Below are 21,133 nucleotides of genomic sequence, written 5' to 3'. Positions count from 1 at the left end.
AATATCAGTGTTAATTTTCATGACAGGCCAGGTTCTCGCCCGCTACTCCAACGGAGACGGGCGGAAGGTTCATGTACTGCAGCTCAGCTCAGCTCAAAAACGGCCTGGAGCAAAGGGTGCTGGATCGACTATAGGCGTCTCGCCCATCATCAATTCTGCGAGCAGTCGACCGCTGACCGGGCCCAGCGTAAACCCCTGATGGGCATGGCCGAAGTTGAACCAGAGCCCTTTATGCAAGGGCGCTGCGCCGATTACCGGTTTCATGTCTACCGTACAGGGTCGGGCGCCCTTCCATGGCATGCGCTCAACTTGGGGGCCTAACGCCAATAGTTGCCGTGCAGCACTCTCGGCCTTGCCTAACTGCACCGGTGTCGGAGGTGCACTTAGACTGGCGAACTCTGCCCCTGTCGATAGGCGGATACCGCGTTTCATCGGCGCCAGCATGTAGCCTTGTTCGGTATCCAGCACCGGGCGGGTCAACATTGCTCCATCGGCAAAGTGAGCGTGGTAACCCCGTTTGACGAACAACGGTATGCGGTAGCCCAACTCAAACAGCAGCTCATGAGCCCAAGGCCCCAGCGCCACTACCACCTCGGATGCGCCGACCGATCCGGAATCGGTATCGACGCTCCAGCCGGCTCCCAACTGACGCAACGATCGCGCATCGCCGCGCAAAATTTGCCCACCTTCACTCACGAACAGATCGGCATAACGCTGCACTAGCTCTCCAGGCTCAATACAAGTCCAGGGTTGCAGCCAATGAATGCCCCCCACCAATGCCTCGCTCAGGGCGGGTTCCGCCAGTCTTAGCGCGACACCGTCCAAATGCTCGGACAATACGCCGTGTGCACTCACGCGTACCGCACGCTCCACCGCCTCATCGAATTGCTGTGGGCTACGGAACGCCTGAATCCAGCCTTTGCGCGCGATAAGGTTCTTCGAACCGCTTTGCTCAATCAGCTCCGAGTGCTCACTAATCGAATGCTCAATCAACGTGCGAAAGGCATCCGCAATGGCCTGGTAATGCTTCGGCGCGGAGTTGGCCCAATACCTGACCAAGGCAGGCACGTATTCAGGCATCGCGCGTATATGGTAATTAACGCCGATGTCACGCTTGGTTGCCACGTTTATCAAACTGGCAAGATCCCTTGGAAACGCGTAAGGCTCAATGGCCTCGCGCTGAATAATACCTGCGTTACCGAACGATGTTTCGCGCCCTGGCAACCCTTTGTCTACCAGCGTCACTGCGCAGCCACGGCGCTGCAAATGCAACGCCGTGCAGACGCCGACAATACCGGCTCCCAATACCACCACTTGTTTTTCGCTCACGCCGCCTCCGAATCAAGCACGCTGTTGCGCGATGACACTGATCTCTATCAATGCATCGACCACAAGGCCGGCGCAGACGGTCGCGCGCACTGGCAGGTTGGTCGTGAAGAATGATGCATAAGCGCGATTGAATTCGGCGAAATCACTCCGGTCGGTCAGGTATACGGTGACGCTGACAACATCGTCCAGCGACAGCGATTCGGCTTCCAGCGTCTGGGCAATACGCGTCAGGGTCAAACGCGTTTGCGCTTCGATACCTTCAGGAAAGCTGCCGTCCTCACTAAACGGCAATTCGCCAGACAAAAAAACCAGGCCTTGGCTGTGGCGGACTTTGGAAAAGGGCAGATTTTTTACGGTCATGGCAGTTCTCTCTCTTGGGTATTCAAAGATTCGCTCATCAGCGAGCACCGATTGTGAATCATCGCTTGCAGTCCATCTGTGCTCACGGCTAGGCAACAAGTCGTAAATGCGCTTGAGCATCTGCCCCCTTACGGGCGCTGGCCATGCTTACAGAGCGAACAGCATTCCGAAATCATGTTGACTCACTGGTCAGTCGTGACAGCAAGGGCTGAACTAGGTTTTAGCTTAAAAAGCTCGACGTGTATATACAGGGCCAAGCATTTTCAATGCCGCTCGCAAAAAAACACGCCAGATGCCTAAGGCAAAGTCAGTAGCTGTCCATTTATGGTTAGCTCATTAAATGCGTACGGCAATCAATGTTTCGTTTAAATACGCCACGAAGTGAGGGTAACACCCCCCGCGGAACCATAGGTTACACATTGAAAATCCTGCATGAACAAGCATCTGATCCACTTCTCTGAAAACAGGCCTTAACCGCGGCTCTATTACCGCACGAAGGTTTTGGCCTGCATCTTGCCTTTCTGGTATATACAGGATCATACAGATCATTCGCCACGTTACGCTGTTCGCTAAGGACGTCACATCATGAATCCAATGGTACTGCTCAGATCCATCCAGCTATCAGCCAGCCGAGTTCAGACATGACGCCGAGTAGTAGCGTCTGCAGCAGCTCCTGCAGAACCGACTGAATCGAAATGCTTTCCCGCAAAACACTAATTGAGGTTAGCCCTGTATGAATGCCAATGACTTGAACCTGCTTGCCCGCGCAGAAGTTCGCGAATTGGCCAGCTATAATGCTGGCCTGGCTTCGGATGCCGTGCGCAAACGATTCGGCCTTACACGCGTAGCCAAACTTGGGAGCAACGAAAACCCAATGGGCACAGCACCCGCCGTTAGCGCCGCAACGGCTCGAGCTTGCAGCGAAATTGCGCTGTATCCCGATGCCGGCTGCCAAGCATTGCGTACTGCGCTTTCTGAAAAGCTGGGTGTGCCGGAAAACCAGTTGGTGTTCGGCAACGGCTCGGAGGATTTGCTGAGCGTCATCAGTCGAGTGTTTCTGGATCACGACGACGAAGTCGTGACCGTAGTGCCTTCGTTCGGTCTGCACTTCATCTATCCACTGGCAGCCGGCGCCAAGGTGATTGGTGTGCCAATGACCCAGCAAGGCACATTCGATGTGCCGGCGATGGTCGCAGCACTCACGCCCCACACGCATGTGTTGATGTTTTCCTGCCCATCCAACCCGGTTGGCTGCGCCCTTAGCGCCGACGAGCTGCAACAACTGCTCGACGCATTGCCACCGCAATGTTTGTTGGTGTTCGACGAGGCCTACTACGAATATGCACAATGGGAAGCCGAATACCCGGACTGTCTTGCTCTGATTCAAGGCAGCGGCAGACCGTTCATCCTACTGAGGACGTTCTCCAAGGCTTATTCCCTGGCGGGTTTGCGCATAGGCTACGGGGTGGTGAGCGATCCGATGTTGGCCGATCTTATTAACCGTCTGCGTACTCCCTTCAACGTCAACCACGTAGCCCAGGCCGCAGCGATTGCCGCACTGGCTGACGATGAGCATCTGAACGCCTGCCTGTCCCATGTCGCTAGCGAACGTCGGCGAATGGAGGCGACACTGCACGAGCAAGGCATTACAACCGCGCCCTCCCTTGCCAACTTCTTGTTTTTCAGCACGCCTTTTCCGGCCGAAGTCATCAATCAAGCGCTACTGCGCGAAGGGGTGATCATCAAACCGTGGCGCGAAGTTGGTTACACTGAGTACTTGCGCGTCTCTGTCGGAAGCTGTGAGGATAACGACCTTTTCCTCACAGCACTGGCAAGCGTCTTTGCCACACTCGAGACACGGACTGACTAATGACCAAAAATGCACCACAAGCGCTCTACCGGCGTGCAAAGGATTATGTGCAAGACCAACTTCGGGCGGGCGTTTGGAAACCTGGTGACCTGATTTCTTCAGAAAACCAGCTGGTGCAAGAACTGGGCATTTCGCGCATGACCGTCAATCGGGCTTTGCGCGAACTAACCGAAGAGGGTCATCTGGTCAGGATTTCAGGTGTCGGCACGTTCGTAGCCGAAAGCAAGCCGCAATCAAACTTGCTGCGCATCACCAACATTGCCGACGAGATCCTGGCCCGAGGCCACAGCTACACCTGCCGTGTCCTGCACCTGGGGCGTGAATCGGCCTCGATGCCGGTGGCGTCCGCTTTGGGTCTGACCACCGGCTCTTCAGTTTTTCATCTGGTCTGTGTTCACAGCGAAGAAGGCGTGCCCGTACAACTGGAGGATCGTTACGTCAATCCAGAGCTGGTGCCAGAGTTCCTGCAACAAGACTTTGGGGAACACTTGCAACCTGCCAAATACCTGTTGCGCGTCGTCAAACCTGATGAAATGGAGCATATCGTCGAAGCCTGTCACCCAAGCATTGACGAAAGCAGACATATGCAGATCGACGCCAACGAACCTTGCTTAGCGCTTATCCGTCGCACTTGGAGCCAAAGCAAAATTGTGACTTACGTGCGCTTGGTTCACCCCTCCTCACGCTATCGACTCGGCAGTCGCCTGCCCGTAAACGGGGCGCATAGAGACAGTTGATGCCTGAAGGCATCTGATGAACTGATCCATCATAAACCGGGATCGAAATGTCATTGCTGCTTCTACTTTCCGGACAACCTCTTGACGCAGAATTTCACCAGTGAGTTTCCTGTACTACAAAAGTAAAAAAGCTCCACAGCTACGACAACTGCCTGTCGCCGATAGCTGTAGAGCAAAAAAACTGCATAAACACTGTAGCGCTCGTGCGGGATGACTCGGGCAATTCAGCTTGCTCACACAGGAGCCAAACGCCCCTTCCCCCCGATTACAGGCTAGGCAGCAACTTTGGCAACACCAGTTCGTTCAAGCACCGGGAAGCCAACAACTCGCTTGCTGCGTTGATATCCGGCGCAAAGAAGCGATCTTTGTCGTAGTAAGCCACTTTGCTGCGCAGGCTGGTGCGGGCAAGCTCCAGCTTCGTCGAGGTCTTCAAGCCTTCGCGCAAGTCAAGGCCCTGACACGCAGCGAGCCACTCAACAGCGAGGACGCCGCGAGTGTTTTCAGCCATTTCCCATAAACGCTTGCCCGCTGCAGGAGCCATCGACACGTGGTCTTCCTGATTCGCGGAAGTTGGCAGGCTATCCACCGAATGTGGATGCGCCAGTGCCTTGTTCTCACTGGCCAGCGCCGCTGCGGTAACTTGGGAAATCATGAAGCCGGAGTTCACACCGCCGTTGGCCACCAGGAATGGCGGCAATTGCGACATGTGCTTGTCCATCATCAGGGAAATACGCCGCTCGCTTAGCGAGCCGATTTCCGCTATCGCCAATGCCATGTTGTCAGCAGCCATGGCCACAGGCTCGGCGTGGAAGTTGCCACCGGAGATCACATCGCCTTCGACAGCGAAGACCAATGGGTTATCGGAGACGGCATTAGCTTCGACGACCAATACCTCCGCAGCTTGACGGAACTGGGTCAGGCACGCGCCCATGACTTGCGGCTGGCAACGCAGGGAGTACGGATCCTGAACCTTGCCGCAGTTCTGGTGGGAGTCGGAGACTTCACTGCGCTCCCCGAGCAAGTCTCGGTAGGCGGTAGCACTGTCGATCTGGCCTTTCTGGCCACGCGCGGCGTGGATGCGTGCGTCGAACGGCGAGCGCGAGCCCAAAACCGCTTCAACAGTCAGAGCACCGATCGCCAGTGCGCCAGCGAACAGATCTTCGCCCTCGAACAAACCACGCAGTGCATAAGCGGTGGATACCTGCGTGCCGTTGAGCAACGCCAGCCCTTCCTTGGCAGCCAGTGTCAGTGGCGTCAGGCCGGCGATTTTCAGCGCCTCGGTTGCTTCCAGCCATTCGCCCTTGTAACGAGCCTTGCCTTCACCCAACAGCGCCAGCGACATGTGGGCCAAGGGTGCGAGGTCGCCGGATGCACCGACCGAACCTTTCAACGGAATGTGCGGATAAACCTCGGCGTTGATCAAAGCGATCAGTGCTTCGATGACGGTGCGGCGAATTCCGGAGAAACCACGGCTCAAGCTATTGACCTTGAGCACCATGACCAGCCTGACCAGCGCGTCACTGATCGGTTCGCCAACACCGGCAGCGTGAGACAGAACCAGTGAGCGCTGGAGGTTCTCCAGGTCTTCAGTAGCGATGCGGGTCGAGGCCAGTAGGCCGAAACCGGTATTGATCCCATAGGCGGTGCGGTTCTCGGCGAGAATTTGTTCCACGCAAGCAACGCTGGCTTCAATCTGGGCCGAAGCACTGTCATCGAGGGAGATGTTGACCGGATGCTGGTAGACGTCGCGCAGTTGGGCAAGGCTCAGTTGGCCAGGGATGATGTTGAGTGTGTTCATGCTTTTGCTCCTTTAACAGAGGTGATCATTGGCAGGTTTAAGCCTTGTTCTTTGGCACAATCTATTGCGATCTGGTAACCCGCATCGGCGTGACGCATCACGCCGGTCGCCGGGTCGTTGTGCAGCACGCGTGCAATGCGCTCAGCCGCTTCGTCGGTACCGTCGCAGACAATCACCATGCCCGAGTGCTGAGAGAAGCCCATGCCGACGCCGCCGCCGTGGTGCAGGGAAACCCAGGTCGCGCCGCTCGCGGTGTTCAGCAGTGCGTTGAGCAGTGGCCAGTCGGACACGGCGTCGGAACCGTCCTGCATTGATTCGGTTTCGCGATTTGGGCTGGCCACGGAGCCGGAGTCCAAATGGTCGCGACCGATGACGATCGGCGCCGACAATTCCCCGCTACGCACCATTTCGTTGAATGCCAGGCCCAGCTTGGCGCGCAGACCCAGCCCTACCCAGCAGATTCGGGCCGGCAAGCCCTGGAAGCTGATGCGCTCGCGCGCCATGTCCAGCCAGTTATGCAGGTGCGCATCGTCCGGGATCAGCTCTTTGACCTTGGCATCAGTTTTGTAGATGTCTTCAGCGTTACCCGACAGCGCAGCCCAGCGGAACGGGCCGATGCCACGGCAGAACAGCGGACGGATGTAGGCCGGTACGAAGCCCGGGAAGTCGAATGCGTTTTCCACGCCTTCTTCCTGAGCCATCTGACGGATGTTGTTGCCGTAGTCGAAAGTTGGAATGCCCATTTTCTGGAATTCAAGCATCGCTTTGACGTGTACGGCCATCGATTGCTTGGCGGCTTTCACTACAGCGGCAGGCTCGGTCTTGGCACGAGCGCGATACTCTTCCCAAGTCCAGCCGGCAGGGAGGTAACCGTTTAGCGGGTCGTGGGCGCTGGTCTGGTCGGTGACCATGTCCGGGCGTACGCCGCGCTTGACCAGCTCCGGCAGGATTTCGGCGGCGTTACCCAGCAAGGCGATGGAGATGGCCTTGCCTTCCTTGGTGTACTTGCCAATGCGTGCCAGGGCGTCGTCGAGGTCGGTAGCTTGCTCGTCGACATAGCGGCTGCTCAGGCGGAAATCTATGCTGACCTGCTGGCATTCGATGTTCAGCGAGCAAGCGCCGGCCAGGGTTGCCGCCAGCGGCTGGGCCCCGCCCATGCCGCCGAGACCGGCGGTGAGCACCCAGCGACCGGTCAAATCGCTGTTGTAATGCTGGCGGCTAGCTTCGACGAAGGTTTCGTAGGTGCCCTGGACGATGCCCTGGCTGCCGATGTATATCCAACTGCCGGCGGTCATCTGGCCGTACATGGCCAGGCCCTTAGCATCCAATTCGTTAAAGTGTTCCCAGGTGGCCCAGTGCGGCACCAGGTTGGAGTTGGCGATCAGCACACGGGGCGCATTGCTATGGGTCTTGAACACGCCGACCGGTTTGCCCGATTGCACCAGCAGGGTTTCGTCGTCGTTCAGGTTGGTGAGGCTCTCGACGATCTGGTCGTAGCATTCCCAATTGCGCGCCGCACGGCCAATGCCACCATACACCACCAGTTCTTTTGGGTTCTCGGCCACTTCCGGGTCGAGGTTGTTCATTAACATGCGCAGTGGCGCTTCGGTCAGCCAGCTTTTGGCGGTCAGCGTGTTACCACGCGCGGCGCGGATTTCGACATTACGGAAATGGGATGGCTTGCTCACCGGTAATCCTCTCGAAATGACTTTCTCAGCCTATTTATTGATTTAATCATACAGGTCACGCATAAATATAATCATGTATATACAACCACAATCAAGCGAATTTCACTTGAACATGGTCACTCACGAAGGGCGAAGTACTATGGAGCTAATGAGCGATCGAAGAGTCGCTCGAAGGCATCGCGGTTACTTGAGGTTGCCGCTAAGGAACTGCTGCAGGCGCTCGCTCTTGGGGTTTCCCAAGACATCCTCAGGTAAGCCCTGCTCTTCCACGAGTCCTTGGTGGAGGAACAACACCTGACTCGACACCTTACGCGCGAAGCTCATCTCATGAGTCACCATGATCATGGTTCGACCTTCTTCGGCCAGACCCTGGATCACCTTGAGCACCTCGCCCACCAATTCTGGATCAAGCGCCGAAGTCGGCTCGTCGAACAACATGATCTCGGGCTCCATGGCCAAAGCCCGAGCAATAGCGACCCGCTGCTGCTGCCCGCCAGAGAGAAAAGCTGGATACTGGTCGGCAACGCGAGACGGCAAACCTACCTTGTCCAGATACCGCCGAGCACGCTCCTCAGCATCTTTCTTGCTGATACCCAGGACGCGGCGTGGAGCCATCGTGATGTTGTCGAGCACGGTCATATGGCTCCAGAGGTTGAAGTGCTGGAACACCATCGCAAGCCGTGTGCGCAGCCGCTGCAGTTCAGAAGCGTCGGCCACATGCATGCCGTGGCGATCATGCATCATGCGAATCGGCTGGTTATCCAAGCCCATGGCGCCATCGTTGGGCGTTTCCAAAAAGTTGATACAACGTAAGAAGGTGCTCTTGCCCGACCCACTGGCGCCAATAAGGCTAATCACATCGCCGGTCTTGGCGTTTAGGGAAACGCCTTTAAGTACTTCGTGGCTGCCATAGCTTTTATGCAGGTTTTCAACGGTCAATTTGTACATGTTCAAACACCCTGAATTAATGAGCCGGGCCGAGGAAAGACAGCCAGCGGCGTTCAGCCAGACGGAACAGGCCAACCAGAGAGAAAGTGACTGCGAGGTAAATCGCGGCGGCGATACCGAACGACTGGAATGTCAGGAACGTTGCCGAATTGGCATCCCGGGCGACCTTGAGAATGTCCGGCACAGTCGCAGTGAACGCGACTGTGGTCGAGTGCAGCATCAGTATGACTTCGTTGCTGTAGTTCGGCAGCGATCGGCGCAGCGCAGATGGCATGATGATGTAGGCATACAACTTCCAGCCGCGCAGTCCGAATGCCTTGGCCGCTTCGACCTCGCCGTGATTCATGTTACGGATCGCTCCGGCGAAAATTTCCGTGGTGTAGGCGCAAGTGCTCAAAGCGAAGGCAAGAATGGTGCAGTTGATTGCATCGCGGAAGAATGCGTCGAGCATGGGTTGCGCGCGCACCGCTGCAAGGCTGTAGATACCGGTGTAGCAGATCAGTAGCTGTATATACAGTGGCGTACCGCGAAACAGATAGGTGTAGAACTGTACCGGCCAGCGCACCCATACGTTGCTTGAGACCCTGGCAATCGACAGCGGGAGTGCCATCAAAAAGCCCAGGAAAAGCGAAGCACTTAGCAGCCACAGGGTCATCGCCAACCCGGTGATGTGATAGCCATCGCTGTAGAGGAAAGGCTTCCAGTATTCCTGCAGAAGTTCGATCATCGCACGGCCTCCCGGGTGCCTGCGGCATAGAGGATTTCCAGCCGGCGCAAGACGTAGTTCGATGCAGTGGTGATGACCAGATAGATCAAGGCCGCCAGCACCAGGAAAAAGAACAGCTGATAGGTGGTCTTGCCGGCGTCCTGAGCCACTTTCACCAGGTCAGCCAGCCCAATAATCGAGACCAACGCGGTGGCTTTGAGGATGACCATCCAGTTATTGCCGATACCCGGTAAGGCAAAACGCATCATCTGCGGGAACAGTACGAAGCGGAAACGCTGCGCGCGGGTAAGGCCGTAAGCAGTGGCCGCTTCCATCTGGCCACGCGGCACGGCAAGGATGGCGCCTCGGAAAGTCTCAGTGAAATACGCACCATAGATAAAGCCCAGGGTGATCACGCCGGCACTGAATGGATTGATCTCGATGTAATCCCACCCTAAGGCTGAGGTCAGCTGGGTGAGCCAGGTCTGTAAGCTGTAGAAGATCAGCAGCATCAGAACCAGATCCGGCACTCCACGAATCAGCGTGGTGTAGGCCTGTGCAGGGACGCGAAACAGCGCCGACGTTGAAAGCTTGGCACTGGCACCTATCAGGCCCAAAACCACGCTTAGCAGCAAGCAAAGGAAGGATAACTTGACCGTCATCCAGGTGCCTTGCAGCAACAGTGGGCCAAAGCCCTTGAGGCTGAAGCCCGACAGCCCCAGCATCTGCAATAGGTTTTCTAACATGGGGAAGTCCTTCGTCAATCAGGAAAACGCCCATCCGTGAATGGGCGCAGCGTCGTTATTTGCCGCTGTAAATATTCTGATCACCGAAGTGTTTCTTTTGGATGGCCACGTAGGTGCCGTCGTCGTGGAGCGCCTGTATGCCTTTGTTCACTAAGGCTTTAAGCTCGGTATTGCCTTTGAGCAGACCGATCGCCGTTTTTGCTGGCAGCAGTTCGTGATGGACTGGCTTGCTCACTTCAAAGTCAGCGCCTTGCGGGGACTTCAGGAAACCCATTTCAGCTTGCAGCATGTTCTGAATCGAGGCATCGAGGCGACCCGTGACCAGGTCAGCATAAACCTGATCCTGGTTGGCGTAGGCCTGGGTTTTTACCCCGGCCTTGTTCAGCACGGCCTTGGCGTAGGCCTCCTCGGTGGTGCCTTGTTCATAGCCAACGGTTTTGCCAGCCAGCGTCGTGATGTCTTCGCTCAAGGCCGAGCCTTTCTTAAAGACAAAGGATGTTGGCACCGAGAACAATTCGTTGGAGAAATCAATGACTTTTTCCCGCGAAGAAGTCACGGTCATGGCAGAAATCACGCCGTCGAATTTATTGGCCCTGAGGCCGGGAATCATCCCGTCGAAATCACTTTCTACCCATTTGCACTTGACCTTCAGTTCAGCGCAAATCGCGTTACCCAGATCAATATCAAAGCCCACAAGGCTGCCGTCGGCTGCCTTGGATTCGAAGGGTGCATAGGATGGGTCGACTCCAAAGCGCAACTCTTTGTACTCCTTGGCCACGGCAGTACCAGCCGCCGCGCACAGAGCCAATACTGATAAGGTCAAAATAGATTTTTTCATTGTTTTTATTCCTAATAACCAACAGAAGCGCTTGGGCGCACGAGTACAGTTATGGAGCGCGTGTGGCGTTACGCTGAACACACAGCCTCCAGGTTACGGACAAACGTGTCGAGACACATGGTCGACTCTAGCGCGCAAATACATACTTGTACAGACAGGCATAGCCAATCAATCGTCCTTTGATCTGATCGATTCCTTTCTGGGAATTTAGACGACGCTAAAATTGCCTGTAAATAGGGGTCTCGGTGTTTTTTTCTCTAGACCTAAGGAGGACAGTCAACCTCTTTAATCTCGATATGCGCCATGTGGCTGGTTCGGGAGATGGTGTAGGCGGTCGGATGTAGGAGGCGGATCAGCATCGACCTAACGCGGACATGATCCTGAAGCCTCCTCGGCGACCCGGATGACTCCAATCTCGAGATAGAATCTGAATTCGTACTACTGCCACAATCCCGGCGTAATAGAAGAAAAAAACGGATACGGCTCAAAAGTGGTGCGCGAAACATCCCGCATCAGGACGGCATCGTTGAACGCTTTTCGTAAATGCCTAAAAGGCAATCCATTGGGTCATTACCACTATGACAATGGGAAGAGCGACGCCTGCGAGAAGGGTTTGGCAAGCGATGATCCCAGCCATTAGTGGCGCATCTCCGCCCAACTGACGAGCCATGATGTAGGAGGATGAAGCGGTCGGCAGCGCCTGGAACAGGAGTGCTGCAATGGCAGCTTTCCCTTCAAGCCTGAACAGATGGCAAGCTCCAAGCGTGACGAGCGGCATGACTAAGAACTTCACCAGAGACGAATAGCCGACCGGGCGTAGCCATTGCTTAATGCTCCCGAACTCAAGCGCGGCACCCACGCAGATTAAACCGAGCGGCAGTGACGCTTGACCCAAGGCTTTGAGCATCGGCTCGATACCAACTGGTAGCCCCCAGCCAAAGACCTGGATCAACCCGCCGGCGAAGCAAGCGAGTACAAGCGGGTTCAGTGCCAACTGCTTGAGCACTTTGCTAAATGTCATTCTGCCGCTAGATCCGAACCTTGCGAAAACAAGTACGCACAGGATGTTAACTGTAGGCACTATCGCAGCGTTCGCGACGGCTGCCAGCGCTACGCCTTGCACACCAAACAAACCCGCCGCTGCAGAAACGCCAACGTAATTGTTGAAGCGTATGCCACCCTGAAAAACTGACGTGAATGCCGCATTGTCCCGAGTGATCAGCACTCTTGCTCCCAATAGCATTAGCGACACGACGACAGTCGACAATATAAGCACCGAGACCATGCTCTGAATGGGCACTCCATCAAGCTTGGCGGTCGCCAGTCCGTGGAAGAAAAGAGAAGGAAGCAATACGTAATATGCCAAGCGCTCTGCCTGCGCCCAGAAGGTATCCGCTAGAAATTGACGATGCTTGAGGCATGCGCCCAGCGCGATCAAAAAAGCGATGGGTAACAAGGCAATCAACAAAGAAAGGGTCATGCGCCCGCCTTGATTTTTTGCACCAAACGTTCACAGCCCGCAGTCAGGATGGACTCATCGGTAGCAAAGGAAAGCCTGAGATGTCCTGGCATCCCAAAAGCGCTACCTGGAACAGTTGCTATGCCCGCCTCAAGTAGCTCGAGCGCGAAGGCCTGATCATCGTTGATCGTTTTGATCCTAGGAATAAGGTAAAACGCGCCTTCTGGACATGCGACATCAATAGCTTCGCAGGCCCGCAAGATTTGGAGCGCGGCATCACGTCGCTGTCGATAAATTGCATTTCGCTCGCCCACCAACGCTTGAGGCCCAGTCAATGCGGAAACCGCCGCCAACTGGCTCAGGGTGCTGGTCTGAGTACAGTTCTGTGATTGAACCGAGCTGATCGTCGTGATCAATGGCGTTGGCCCACACCCCCACCCCACTCGCCAGCCGGTCATTGCGTAAACTTTAGATACGCCATCCACGATCAGGATACGGTCTCTCAAATCAGGCGCCACCGTCGCCAACGTTTGGTAGGGATCATCCGTGTAACGAATTTCTGAATAAATGTCATCTGATAGCACCATCACCCGTGGGTATCGACGCAGCACTTCGGCGATAGCCAACAGTTGCTCACGTGAGTAAAGCGCTCCTGACGGGTTGCCCGGCGCATTCAAGACGATCCACTTGGGCGACGTTGCCAGGCTAAGCGCTGCCTCCAAATGCTCTGCAGTGAGGCGAAAACCTTGTTCTCTTGTAGTCGAAACAATCAGCGGTCGCGCGCCGCACATCTTGATCATGGCGGGATAACTCGCCCAATAGGGCGCGGGCACGATCACCTCGTCGCCACTTTTGAGGGTCGCTTGAAAAGCGTTGTAGATGATTTGTTTGGCGCCACAGCCGACGGCCACTTGATCATCGGCGTAATCGAGTTTTCGAATTTCTTTCATGCGCATTCGGATCGCGCGACGAAGTGGTTCAATACCGTTAGACGGTGAGTAGGTCAGGCGACCGCTGAGCGCAGCGTGCGCAGCTTCAAGAACGTGTGGCGGCGCGCTGAAGTCTGGCTCGCCCAATGTCAGGTCGATGACATCCCTGCCCTGCGCTCGCATCAACGCCGCTCGCTTTGCCATGATCAGGATAGGAGACTGCAGGATATTGTCTGCGGTAGGTGGAGTGCTCATGTAGCCCTCAAGAATGCGTCTGGATGGGCACCACGATAAGAAGTCGGACTCTAAAATAAAAACGATTTAAAATTCAGCAAACAACAAGTATCACTCATGGGTCGGTGTGCGGAGAATAAGCTTTCACGGCGTTCGCCAGGGCTGAAGCCAATCGCCTAAGCGGACGGTCTTCGCGCTCCAGTAATACAACGCGCCTGGTTTTTTGAGGCGTGCCGAACGGCTCAAAGGCGAGTGTGGTCAGGCTTTCGACTTGTTGCTGGGCGAGAGGAATGATGGATACTCCAAGTCCGCTTGAAACCATCTGGATAATCGCATCTTGACTATCAAGCTCCATGCTGGTCTGCACCCGCATCCGCATAGTGCGAAGCTCCCGCTCAATGGTTCGACCCGCCCAGGCACGACGATCAAAGCGAATAAACGGCTGATTTTTGAGAAGAAGCTGCAAGTCCTCATGCGCGAGTGACACAGGCGCGATGATCCAGAAACCTTCCTCGTAAAGCACCGTGCTCACCAGGCCATAAGGGTGTGGTTTCACCGGCTCTGTGGTGATCGCAACATCTAGTTCGCCCGCTTCTACGCGCGTGGCCAACTCAGCAGACATGCCCGACGCAACAGTGATGCGCAGGTGCGGATGCTGGGCGCGCAATGCAGACAGTGCGAGGGGCAAAACGCTTGCCAGTGCTGTTTGGATGGCGCCGATTCTAAGCCTGCCCCGTAACTCGCTGTCGCCGCCAAGCTCAGAGGAGATGCCGTCGTACAAAGCTAGAATTTCTCTCGCGCGCTCCACGGCGATATGGCCCGCATCCGTCAGTACCGGCAACCGTCGTGAACGGTCAAACAGGAGCGCGTTGAAATCCTCCTCCAACGACCGAACATGAAGGCTGACCGCTGACTGGGTGAGATGAACGGCGTCCGCTGCTCTGACGAAAGAACCGTGTTGGGCAATAGCAAGCAGTGTTCGAAGTGCGCGTAGAGACATAGCCATCATCCAACAAGTTGATGAGCGAGCTTACCAGCTGGTGCAGGCGTCTTGTTTGGACGCAGACATCTTCCCTACGATCCAATATGACCTGTGGCGAAATAGCGCACCCAGGAAAAATTTACTTCACTCTTTAAAGCGGGCTAAATAGCTGCCCCTTCGCGGCGATTTCATTTATGAGCCCGTTGAAACGTATCCGTCCCTGGATTGCCTGTCTGGCTGTTCTGCTCAATCTGTTCGCTATGCCGATGAGTCGTGCGATGCAGGCGCCAGACGTGCGCCTGATGCTTTGGGGTGGTTTTTGTTCAGGTGGGAACTTGAGCGCCCTTCCTGCAGACCTCGGCAAAGTAATTGATGCCCTGCAGCTGCCGCAATCGAAACCTGTCATGCAGCACGGCGACTGCTGTTGTGGTCATGCGGGACTTGCAGCGTTACCGTCCAACTACTACCGGCACTACCTACCGCCGTACCCCTCCAATACCGTCCTCGAAAATCCTGAGTTGCCCACGCTACATCCGAGAATTCGTTGGCCAAGCCTAAGTCCACGGGCATCCCCTTTCGCCTGATCACAACACCGCTGACCTCGTACGGTGCTGCTCTCTTTAAATCATTTCAGCGGCCTGCGATGGACGCTGAACGCCCTTAAAGTTTCTTGATCATCAGGAAGTGCGTGCTATGCCTGCTTCAACCACTTTGTGCCATGCAAAGGCATTGTCTGTATTCCGCCCCCTCTGGCCCCTGCTTTCAATAGGGGTGCTCGCATTGAGCCCACTGCCAGTGGCATTAGCTGAAGCCAGCAGAATCGAAAATTCCACCCTGACCCTGGGTGCGGTCAGCATTCAGGGCTCGGCAAGCGGCCCTTTGAGTACCAGAAACGTTCTCAGCTCGGTGGATATTCTCGGAGGAGACATCCTCGAAAAAATGCCAGTAAATTACAGCTGGGAACTGTTCACTCGCGCACCGGGTGTCATGCTCACCGAGTTCAACCAAGGCACGACCTCAGGGAAAATTTCCTTCCGTGGCTTTAACGGTGAAGGCGAAGTGAATGCCGTAAAGCTTTTGATCGATGGCATTCCGAGCAACAGCAACGACGGCAATATGCCGTTCATGGACATGATTTTCCCCATGGAGCTGGACAGCATCGAGGTTGTCCGAGGCACCAGTGATGCGCGTTATGGTTTGAACAACATCGCGGGTAACGTCAACATGCTGACCCGCACCGGTGGTGACTACGCCAAGGCGCGGATTCGTTACGGCAGTTTCAACACTCAGGAAACCCAGCTCGCCAAGGGCATCGAAAGCAGCAACTGGACTCAGAACTACTTCTTTGCCTATCAAAAATCCGATGGCTACAGGGATCATTCCCAAGCAGACCGGTTTTCTATGTCGGGTAAGTGGTTTTATACACCGGATGACGACAGCTACCGAATCGGTTTGATCGCCCGTCACTACGAAGCAGAGGCTCAGGAGCCTGGCTATTTGACCGAAGATGATGCCCGCCATCATCCGACCATGACCAACAGTTTCAACGCCACCGACAAGGGCACTCGGCGTATGAATCAGGTCAGCCTGCATTTCGATACAGACTTGGCTGAGAACCTCGCATGGTCGGCGAAGACCTACGTCAACACCTTCGATGATCGACGCTGGACGCAATATTGGCGCACTAGCTCCCAACAGGAGCGTGATGCCTATGAAACTCAATATGGCGCTCTCACATCTCTGACATGGCGACCGGAGGTCAGCTGGCTGTATGACTTCGCCTTGGAAGGTGGTGCAGACGTACAGCAGCAGCAAAACAAGAGTGAGCGCTATCGCACCAAAGACCGTGCTCGTCTGGCAACTACCCGAGATCAGCAGTTCGACTTCGACACCTACGGCGCCTACGTCCAGGCTGAGATCAAACCTTTCGAGTCGCTGAAGATCGTACCGGCGTATCGGGTCGATAAAATCCAGGGGGATTTCACCAACGAAATGACCGGCCTGGATTACGATATCAACGATTATGGCCTGATCAAACAACCTAAGCTTAGCGTGGTCTATTCGCCCTGGGACGTAGCCAGTTTCTATGCCAACTGGGGCCGTACCTTCCAAGTTGGCACCGGCGCGGCAGCCTACAAAATCCCGCCAAGAGATACCGATCTGGCACCTTCAATCAATGAAGGCTGGGAAACAGGCATCAAGTTCACCCCGGCGGACTGGATTGATGGTCGCGTCGCATACTGGCAGCAAGAAGCCTCGGGTGAAGTCAGTCGCCGCCTCAACGACCCGAGCGGCGAGTCGGACAACGTCGGTGAAACGCGACGGTGGGGTTATGACTTGCAGATGAACCTACACCCAAACAAACGCACGGAAATATGGATGGCCTACTCTTGGCAGTATTCGAAAATACTCCAGCCAAGCGCCACTTTGCCCAACAGCAAAGGTCAGGAAATCGACCATATCCCCCATCACCTTTACAACGCCGGGATCAGCTATGAAGCGACACCTGCGCTACTGCTGACGGCCTGGATGAATGGCCAGACTAACTACTACCTGGAGCGAGAAAACACCAAAGGGACTTATGGCGGATACGCTCTGATGAACCTCGGCGCGACCTACAAAGTGACCGAGTCAGTGAGCGTCGATCTACAGTTGAAAAACCTCACCAACCGCTATTATGAATACGTTTGGTATGACCCGGACGGTGCCCAGGCATCCCTACATTCCCCGGGTGATGGCCGTGCGCTTTACACCGGAGTGACTTTGGAGTTTTGAGGAGTAATTCTGTTGAGGCCTATTATGCCTCATCAGCTCCAAGGAATGCGCGCCTTCCTCACCGCAATCCGATTAACTAAGATATAGCTGGTTGGCAACTAATCGCCTGAGAAATCTATATGTATTAGGCTCACTCACTGTCGCATTCGAATACAATCTTACGCGATCTAGAAGCCAACAGCTTAATCAGTTCTTGCAGTTGACATGATCGAAAATGAGCATGCATAGATTGTTCGTCGCGCCAAATAAATTCGATTATCCAACTATTCAATTCCGCGACCTTCCTCAATTCACATCCTGCAACACCTGAAGAACCACTCTCCAACAGCCCAAGAATATTACAATCCTTATCTGCAAATTCATCATCCATGTTCACTTCGAACCCCAAAGCGCTCTTCATAAACCCCGACATAAAACCAATCTCCAAGTCGAAAAAATAATTAGGCCGTGCGAATTGCCAATACATGGATCTGGATAACGCACATGCCCAAGTCTTGCTGGCCAAATCCCAATATGAGGTCAACAAGGCGCAGTGGGAAACTGCCAGGATCAACTTGGCCCGAACAACCATTACAGCGCCAGCTGACGGTACGATCACTAACGTCAGACTGCAGGAAGGCAACTACATAGCCCAAGGTTCTCCCGCCTTCTCACTCGTCAAAAATGATTCGTTCTACGTGACTGCTTACTTCGAAGAAACCAAGCTCCTCGACATCCGTGAGGGGGATTTGGCCGATGTCTCACTCATGACCGGAGGGCCGTCCATCACTGGCCGTGTCCTGAGCATCGCCAAAGGTGTCGCCAACACCAACACGCAAGCAGATCCAATGCTGCTGCCTCAAGTGCAACAGGCGTTCAACTGGGTGCGATTGGCGCAACGCATACCGGTCGACATAAAGCTGGATGAGAGCTCTGCAGGCACTCGCTTGATTGCTGGCATGAGCGCATCCGTGAGAGTCCACGAACAAGCCGCTGAGGTGGGCAGCCAATGAGAGCCGCCCTGATGCACTACCTGGCACCTGACCTTCGCAGCATAGTGTTCGCTTGCAAGGGGCTTTCTGCCGTTGCGCTCGCTCTAGCGATTTCAATGAGCCTGGATCTGGACAAGCCATTCTGGGCGATGGTGGCGTCGATGATGCTCCAGGCTCGCCCCGAGGCCGGATTGGTCATCGAAAAAGCGGCATGCCTTGTTCTTGGATCAACGGTCGGCGCCGTTATAGCGGTACTGATCCTGGACAATTTGACGCCATACCCTGTCTTAGCTATTGGAGCACTCGCGCTGTGCGTTGCCGTCACGTCGGCAATCGCCTCAACCATGCGGCATGTCAATTTTATATTCGCAATGTCATTAGTGAGTGTCACAGCGATTCTGATTGTACTTTTCGCCATGGCCGATCCTGCAAACACCAGCAGCGGATCGATCTTTATAGTGGTTCGCGCTCGGTTGAGCGAAGTTCTGGTCGGAGCCACCAGTGCCATCCTGGCCAGCGTCCTGCTTTATCCCTTCAAGGTGAAGAAGGTGCTGGAGGCGGGTATGAATCGCCTACGGGATTTGAGCCTCACCCATGTCTCGGCGATTCTTCAGGCGCAATCAAATCCAACAGCTGTCCATCAACAGCGCATAGGCATCATCGCCTTGTCCACATCCATAACGATGACGCCAATGCGGGACGCTATGAGCTGGCAAGCAATGTCGATGCAGCCCTACTCACCGCTAGCAACGCCTTGACCATCGTTGCATGGGGGCAAACCATCGAGCACATATTGAGTGATAACCCTAAGCGGTTGGCGTGTATGTTAGCTCGCTTCGTCGATCAAGACGCTCATGGCTGCAGCTCGCTTGAGGCAGTGTGCTTGGACAAAGTATCCGAGGCACTCTCAGCTATTCATGGAACCTGCGATTCAGCGGCTGAAGGCTCGCGCGAAACGCAACGCTTTCCACGTTTCAATCGACATCGTGACTGGCTCGTCGGACTAAGAACGGCGCTGCGAAGCTCACTTGTTTTCCTGAGCGCTATCGGGGTATGGATTCTGTCAGGCGAACGAGCCGCACTCATCATGATGATCGCACTACCTGTTCTCCTCTCCCAGATATTGTCCTCACACCCGGCTCCACGCCTGTCCACCGCAAAGTTACTCGGTGGAGCCTTGATCGCCATCCCTGTCGCCACCCTGCTCGTACTCAGTTCGCTAGCGCAGGGTTCGGGCGATTTCGAGACGTTGATCCTGGTGCTTTCTGCGCCTCTTTTTCTGGGGCTGATGAGCATGACTTCACCGTTACTCACCCCTTACGGTCTAGGTTTCTGTCTGACCCTGGCGGTGCTTGTTCAGCCAAGCAACTACATGACCTTTGCAATCCATCAATGCCTGTTCACTGGACTGGGGATCGCAGCGGGCCTAGGAATGCTTTACGCAGCTTTTGATCTGCTAGGGCCGCCCAAAGCCATATGGCAGCAGCAACGGATTATCAGAACACTCAATTCCGACTTGGAAAAAATGCGGAAAAAGCGATTGTCAGCCAACTGGCTTACACAACGTGCGGCTGAGCGTCTCGCCTTTCTCGCTGCATACGAGCCGCCATCGCAGGTCGGTAGGAAGCTGACACAGCGTGGGCTTAAAGTATTTGAGTCTGGCCACCGCATGAGCGTGAACTCAATCAAGCAGCACCAAGGATCAAATTCCACGCTCCAATAATGAATTTAAAGGTATACAAAAATGCACAACCATCAGGCTGATGCTAACTTCATGCGAGATCTCCAAGAGGCTGCCCCCGAAATGGTCGCGGCATTTTTCAACTTTGACAAAGCTGTATTCAACAAGGATGTCGGTAGCCTGAATTTAGCCACGCGGGAATTAATCGCTGTTGGCGTAGCAGTGACTACACAGTGTTCTTATTGCATTACCGACCATGCGAAGCGAGCCATCAGCGCGGGGGGGTCGAAGCAAGATGTAGCCGAGGCGATCATGGTAGCGACAGCGCTTCGAGCGGGTGGTGGGATTACCCATGGATGGCAAGCGATGAAAGCTGCCCATCAAAGTGATGAGTCACGACGCTAAAGCAGTATTCGTCTGGGTACGTTTCAAAAAAACGCTATCGGATCGAAGCTGCGCATCGCGGCAATCCGATCTTTGCACAGAAATAAAACGTGATGTGGACTTGCTTGGCGTGCCCGACCCTTCGAGTCTGGAAAAACATATGTGAGGCATTCAACCAGTCCATTAATGCAAGTTAGAGTTTACCAAAAGAGGTCACTCTCATCTAATCCCTTCCCCCGAAAGTAATGGGTGCCAAACACACGGTGGGCATGCATAAGTATAGCACGGGATGTCTCCCACCCGACTTTATCGCCTTTTAGCAAACAATTTCGGTTGCTCCGGGTAAGAGTCGGCATGAATATTTTACCGTGAGCAGAATGAAGGCACACGAGCGGAAAAAATGTTGGGGTATGGAAAAAGACTTATCTCCTACCGATTTGAGAGAAACGAACGTCGGCAAGTGGCGATCTCAAAGCTCAGCTCTTCGATCAGCGTCGAAAGTGCGGAACTGGACGCAAGGATATCACCACGGACAGCGGTAACAAGAAGATCCACACGGCCAGAACAAGGTTCGTAAAGTTTGATAGTAAGGGTGCCATCTGCGCTCAATGTACAATCGCACGAAAGTGGTCGAAAAGCCAACTCAAGAGCCTTTCGCAACTGAAGCGCAGAAATTCCTGCTAGCATTTTTGACACCC

General features: G+C 54.8%; 18 protein-coding genes and 1 pseudogene. 7 read left to right on the top strand and 12 right to left on the bottom strand.

What is annotated here, in order from left to right:
* Positions 1 to 93: 93 nt before the first annotated feature.
* Together QOM10_RS14930 and QOM10_RS14925 are read right to left on the bottom strand one after the other, a co-directional pair.
* Positions 94 to 1,329, bottom strand: a complete 1,236-nt coding sequence (locus QOM10_RS14930) for an FAD-binding oxidoreductase (protein ID WP_316916362.1) — start codon at positions 1,327 to 1,329, stop codon at positions 94 to 96.
* Positions 1,330 to 1,341: 12 nt separating this feature from the next.
* Complete coding sequence (locus tag QOM10_RS14925; RefSeq protein WP_316916361.1) at positions 1,342 to 1,809, bottom strand: RidA family protein; 468 nt, start codon at positions 1,807 to 1,809, stop codon at positions 1,342 to 1,344.
* Positions 1,810 to 2,422: 613 nt separating this feature from the next.
* Between QOM10_RS14925 and hisC the strand changes: the two genes are divergently transcribed.
* Positions 2,423 to 3,559: a histidinol-phosphate transaminase gene (hisC, locus tag QOM10_RS14920; RefSeq protein WP_191952831.1), complete on the top strand. Its 1,137-nt coding sequence runs from the start codon at positions 2,423 to 2,425 to the stop codon at positions 3,557 to 3,559.
* Complete coding sequence (gene hutC, locus QOM10_RS14915) at positions 3,559 to 4,296, top strand: histidine utilization repressor (RefSeq protein WP_150707044.1); 738 nt, start codon at positions 3,559 to 3,561, stop codon at positions 4,294 to 4,296. Before hisC ends, hutC begins: the two co-directional genes overlap by 1 nt.
* Before the next feature lie 265 nt (positions 4,297 to 4,561).
* Here the strand turns inward: hutC and hutH are convergent, their stop codons facing one another.
* From hutH to QOM10_RS14870, 9 genes are all read right to left on the bottom strand, one after another.
* Complete coding sequence (hutH, locus tag QOM10_RS14910; RefSeq protein ID WP_150707043.1) at positions 4,562 to 6,094, bottom strand: histidine ammonia-lyase; 1,533 nt, start codon at positions 6,092 to 6,094, stop codon at positions 4,562 to 4,564.
* On the bottom strand, positions 6,091 to 7,782 hold the full coding sequence (hutU, locus tag QOM10_RS14905) for a urocanate hydratase (RefSeq protein WP_068933318.1): 1,692 nt from the start codon (positions 7,780 to 7,782) through the stop codon (positions 6,091 to 6,093). The genes hutH and hutU overlap by 4 nt, the downstream gene beginning before the upstream one ends.
* A gap of 183 nt (positions 7,783 to 7,965) precedes the next feature.
* A complete protein-coding gene (locus QOM10_RS14900; protein ID WP_029291000.1) occupies positions 7,966 to 8,730 on the bottom strand; it encodes an ABC transporter ATP-binding protein in 765 nt (254 codons plus the stop codon).
* A 16-nt stretch (positions 8,731 to 8,746) separates the two neighbouring features.
* A complete protein-coding gene (locus QOM10_RS14895) occupies positions 8,747 to 9,457 on the bottom strand; it encodes an ABC transporter permease (RefSeq protein ID WP_068933319.1) in 711 nt (236 codons plus the stop codon).
* On the bottom strand, positions 9,454 to 10,182 hold the full coding sequence (locus QOM10_RS14890) for an ABC transporter permease (protein WP_068933320.1): 729 nt from the start codon (positions 10,180 to 10,182) through the stop codon (positions 9,454 to 9,456). Before QOM10_RS14890 ends, QOM10_RS14895 begins: the two co-directional genes overlap by 4 nt.
* A 55-nt stretch (positions 10,183 to 10,237) precedes the next feature.
* Positions 10,238 to 11,020, bottom strand: coding sequence for a transporter substrate-binding domain-containing protein (locus QOM10_RS14885; protein ID WP_068933322.1), 783 nt, complete (start codon positions 11,018 to 11,020; stop codon positions 10,238 to 10,240).
* A gap of 547 nt (positions 11,021 to 11,567) precedes the next feature.
* A complete protein-coding gene (locus tag QOM10_RS14880; protein ID WP_316916360.1) occupies positions 11,568 to 12,500 on the bottom strand; it encodes an AEC family transporter in 933 nt (310 codons plus the stop codon).
* The gene (locus tag QOM10_RS14875) at positions 12,497 to 13,663 is read right to left on the bottom strand and encodes a pyridoxal phosphate-dependent aminotransferase (protein WP_316916359.1); all 1,167 of its coding nucleotides are present in this window, start codon (positions 13,661 to 13,663) and stop codon (positions 12,497 to 12,499) included. Before QOM10_RS14875 ends, QOM10_RS14880 begins: the two co-directional genes overlap by 4 nt.
* A gap of 94 nt (positions 13,664 to 13,757) precedes the next feature.
* On the bottom strand, positions 13,758 to 14,642 hold the full coding sequence (locus QOM10_RS14870) for a LysR family transcriptional regulator (RefSeq protein WP_258638174.1): 885 nt from the start codon (positions 14,640 to 14,642) through the stop codon (positions 13,758 to 13,760).
* Positions 14,643 to 14,818: 176 nt separating this feature from the next.
* Between QOM10_RS14870 and QOM10_RS14865 the strand changes: the two genes are divergently transcribed.
* From QOM10_RS14865 to QOM10_RS14840, 5 genes and pseudogenes are all read left to right on the top strand, one after another.
* The gene (locus QOM10_RS14865) at positions 14,819 to 15,208 is read left to right on the top strand and encodes a DUF2946 domain-containing protein (protein WP_258638175.1); all 390 of its coding nucleotides are present in this window, start codon (positions 14,819 to 14,821) and stop codon (positions 15,206 to 15,208) included.
* A 109-nt stretch (positions 15,209 to 15,317) separates the two neighbouring features.
* Positions 15,318 to 17,399 (top strand): TonB-dependent receptor, encoded by a 2,082-nt coding sequence (locus tag QOM10_RS14860; RefSeq protein ID WP_258638176.1) that lies wholly within the window; start codon positions 15,318 to 15,320, stop codon positions 17,397 to 17,399.
* Between the two features lie 464 nt (positions 17,400 to 17,863).
* On the top strand, positions 17,864 to 18,391 hold the full coding sequence (locus tag QOM10_RS14855; protein ID WP_258638178.1) for an HlyD family efflux transporter periplasmic adaptor subunit: 528 nt from the start codon (positions 17,864 to 17,866) through the stop codon (positions 18,389 to 18,391).
* Positions 18,388 to 20,093 (top strand): annotated as a pseudogene (locus tag QOM10_RS31305) (FUSC family protein). Before QOM10_RS14855 ends, QOM10_RS31305 begins: the two are co-directional and overlap by 4 nt.
* A 21-nt stretch (positions 20,094 to 20,114) precedes the next feature.
* Positions 20,115 to 20,456 carry a carboxymuconolactone decarboxylase family protein gene (locus QOM10_RS14840; RefSeq protein ID WP_258638181.1) on the top strand — a complete coding sequence of 114 codons (342 nt, stop codon included), beginning with the start codon at positions 20,115 to 20,117 and terminating at the stop codon, positions 20,454 to 20,456.
* A gap of 408 nt (positions 20,457 to 20,864) precedes the next feature.
* On the opposite strand, the gene QOM10_RS14835 is transcribed toward QOM10_RS14840, so the two are convergent.
* A complete protein-coding gene (locus tag QOM10_RS14835) occupies positions 20,865 to 21,122 on the bottom strand; it encodes a DUF1652 domain-containing protein (protein ID WP_258641468.1) in 258 nt (85 codons plus the stop codon).
* Positions 21,123 to 21,133 lie beyond the last annotated feature (11 nt).

The sequence above is a fragment of the Pseudomonas sp. P108 genome, assembly GCF_032613195.1.
GTDB lineage: Bacteria > Pseudomonadota > Gammaproteobacteria > Pseudomonadales > Pseudomonadaceae > Aquipseudomonas.
The sequence above is the reverse complement of the archived record's forward strand: the minus strand, read 5'-3'. Positions and strand labels throughout refer to the sequence as shown.

Coding starts and splice junctions, on each gene's coding strand:
- QOM10_RS14840 (WP_258638181.1), top strand. CDS start 20,115: ATGCACAACCATCAGGCTGATGCTAACTTCATGCGAGATCTCCAAGAG.
- QOM10_RS14835 (WP_258641468.1), bottom strand. CDS start 21,122: ATGCTAGCAGGAATTTCTGCGCTTCAGTTGCGAAAGGCTCTTGAGTTG.
- QOM10_RS14900 (WP_029291000.1), bottom strand. CDS start 8,730: ATGTACAAATTGACCGTTGAAAACCTGCATAAAAGCTATGGCAGCCAC.
- QOM10_RS14875 (WP_316916359.1), bottom strand. CDS start 13,663: ATGAGCACTCCACCTACCGCAGACAATATCCTGCAGTCTCCTATCCTG.
- QOM10_RS14865 (WP_258638175.1), top strand. CDS start 14,819: ATGAGCCCGTTGAAACGTATCCGTCCCTGGATTGCCTGTCTGGCTGTT.
- QOM10_RS14885 (WP_068933322.1), bottom strand. CDS start 11,020: ATGAAAAAATCTATTTTGACCTTATCAGTATTGGCTCTGTGCGCGGCG.
- QOM10_RS14855 (WP_258638178.1), top strand. CDS start 17,864: ATGGATCTGGATAACGCACATGCCCAAGTCTTGCTGGCCAAATCCCAA.
- QOM10_RS14860 (WP_258638176.1), top strand. CDS start 15,318: ATGCCTGCTTCAACCACTTTGTGCCATGCAAAGGCATTGTCTGTATTC.
- QOM10_RS14870 (WP_258638174.1), bottom strand. CDS start 14,642: ATGTCTCTACGCGCACTTCGAACACTGCTTGCTATTGCCCAACACGGT.
- QOM10_RS14925 (WP_316916361.1), bottom strand. CDS start 1,809: ATGCTCAAGCGCATTTACGACTTGTTGCCTAGCCGTGAGCACAGATGG.
- QOM10_RS14895 (WP_068933319.1), bottom strand. CDS start 9,457: ATGATCGAACTTCTGCAGGAATACTGGAAGCCTTTCCTCTACAGCGAT.
- QOM10_RS14890 (WP_068933320.1), bottom strand. CDS start 10,182: ATGTTAGAAAACCTATTGCAGATGCTGGGGCTGTCGGGCTTCAGCCTC.
- hutH (WP_150707043.1), bottom strand. CDS start 6,094: ATGAACACACTCAACATCATCCCTGGCCAACTGAGCCTTGCCCAACTG.
- hisC (WP_191952831.1), top strand. CDS start 2,423: ATGAATGCCAATGACTTGAACCTGCTTGCCCGCGCAGAAGTTCGCGAA.
- QOM10_RS14880 (WP_316916360.1), bottom strand. CDS start 12,500: ATGACCCTTTCTTTGTTGATTGCCTTGTTACCCATCGCTTTTTTGATC.
- hutC (WP_150707044.1), top strand. CDS start 3,559: ATGACCAAAAATGCACCACAAGCGCTCTACCGGCGTGCAAAGGATTAT.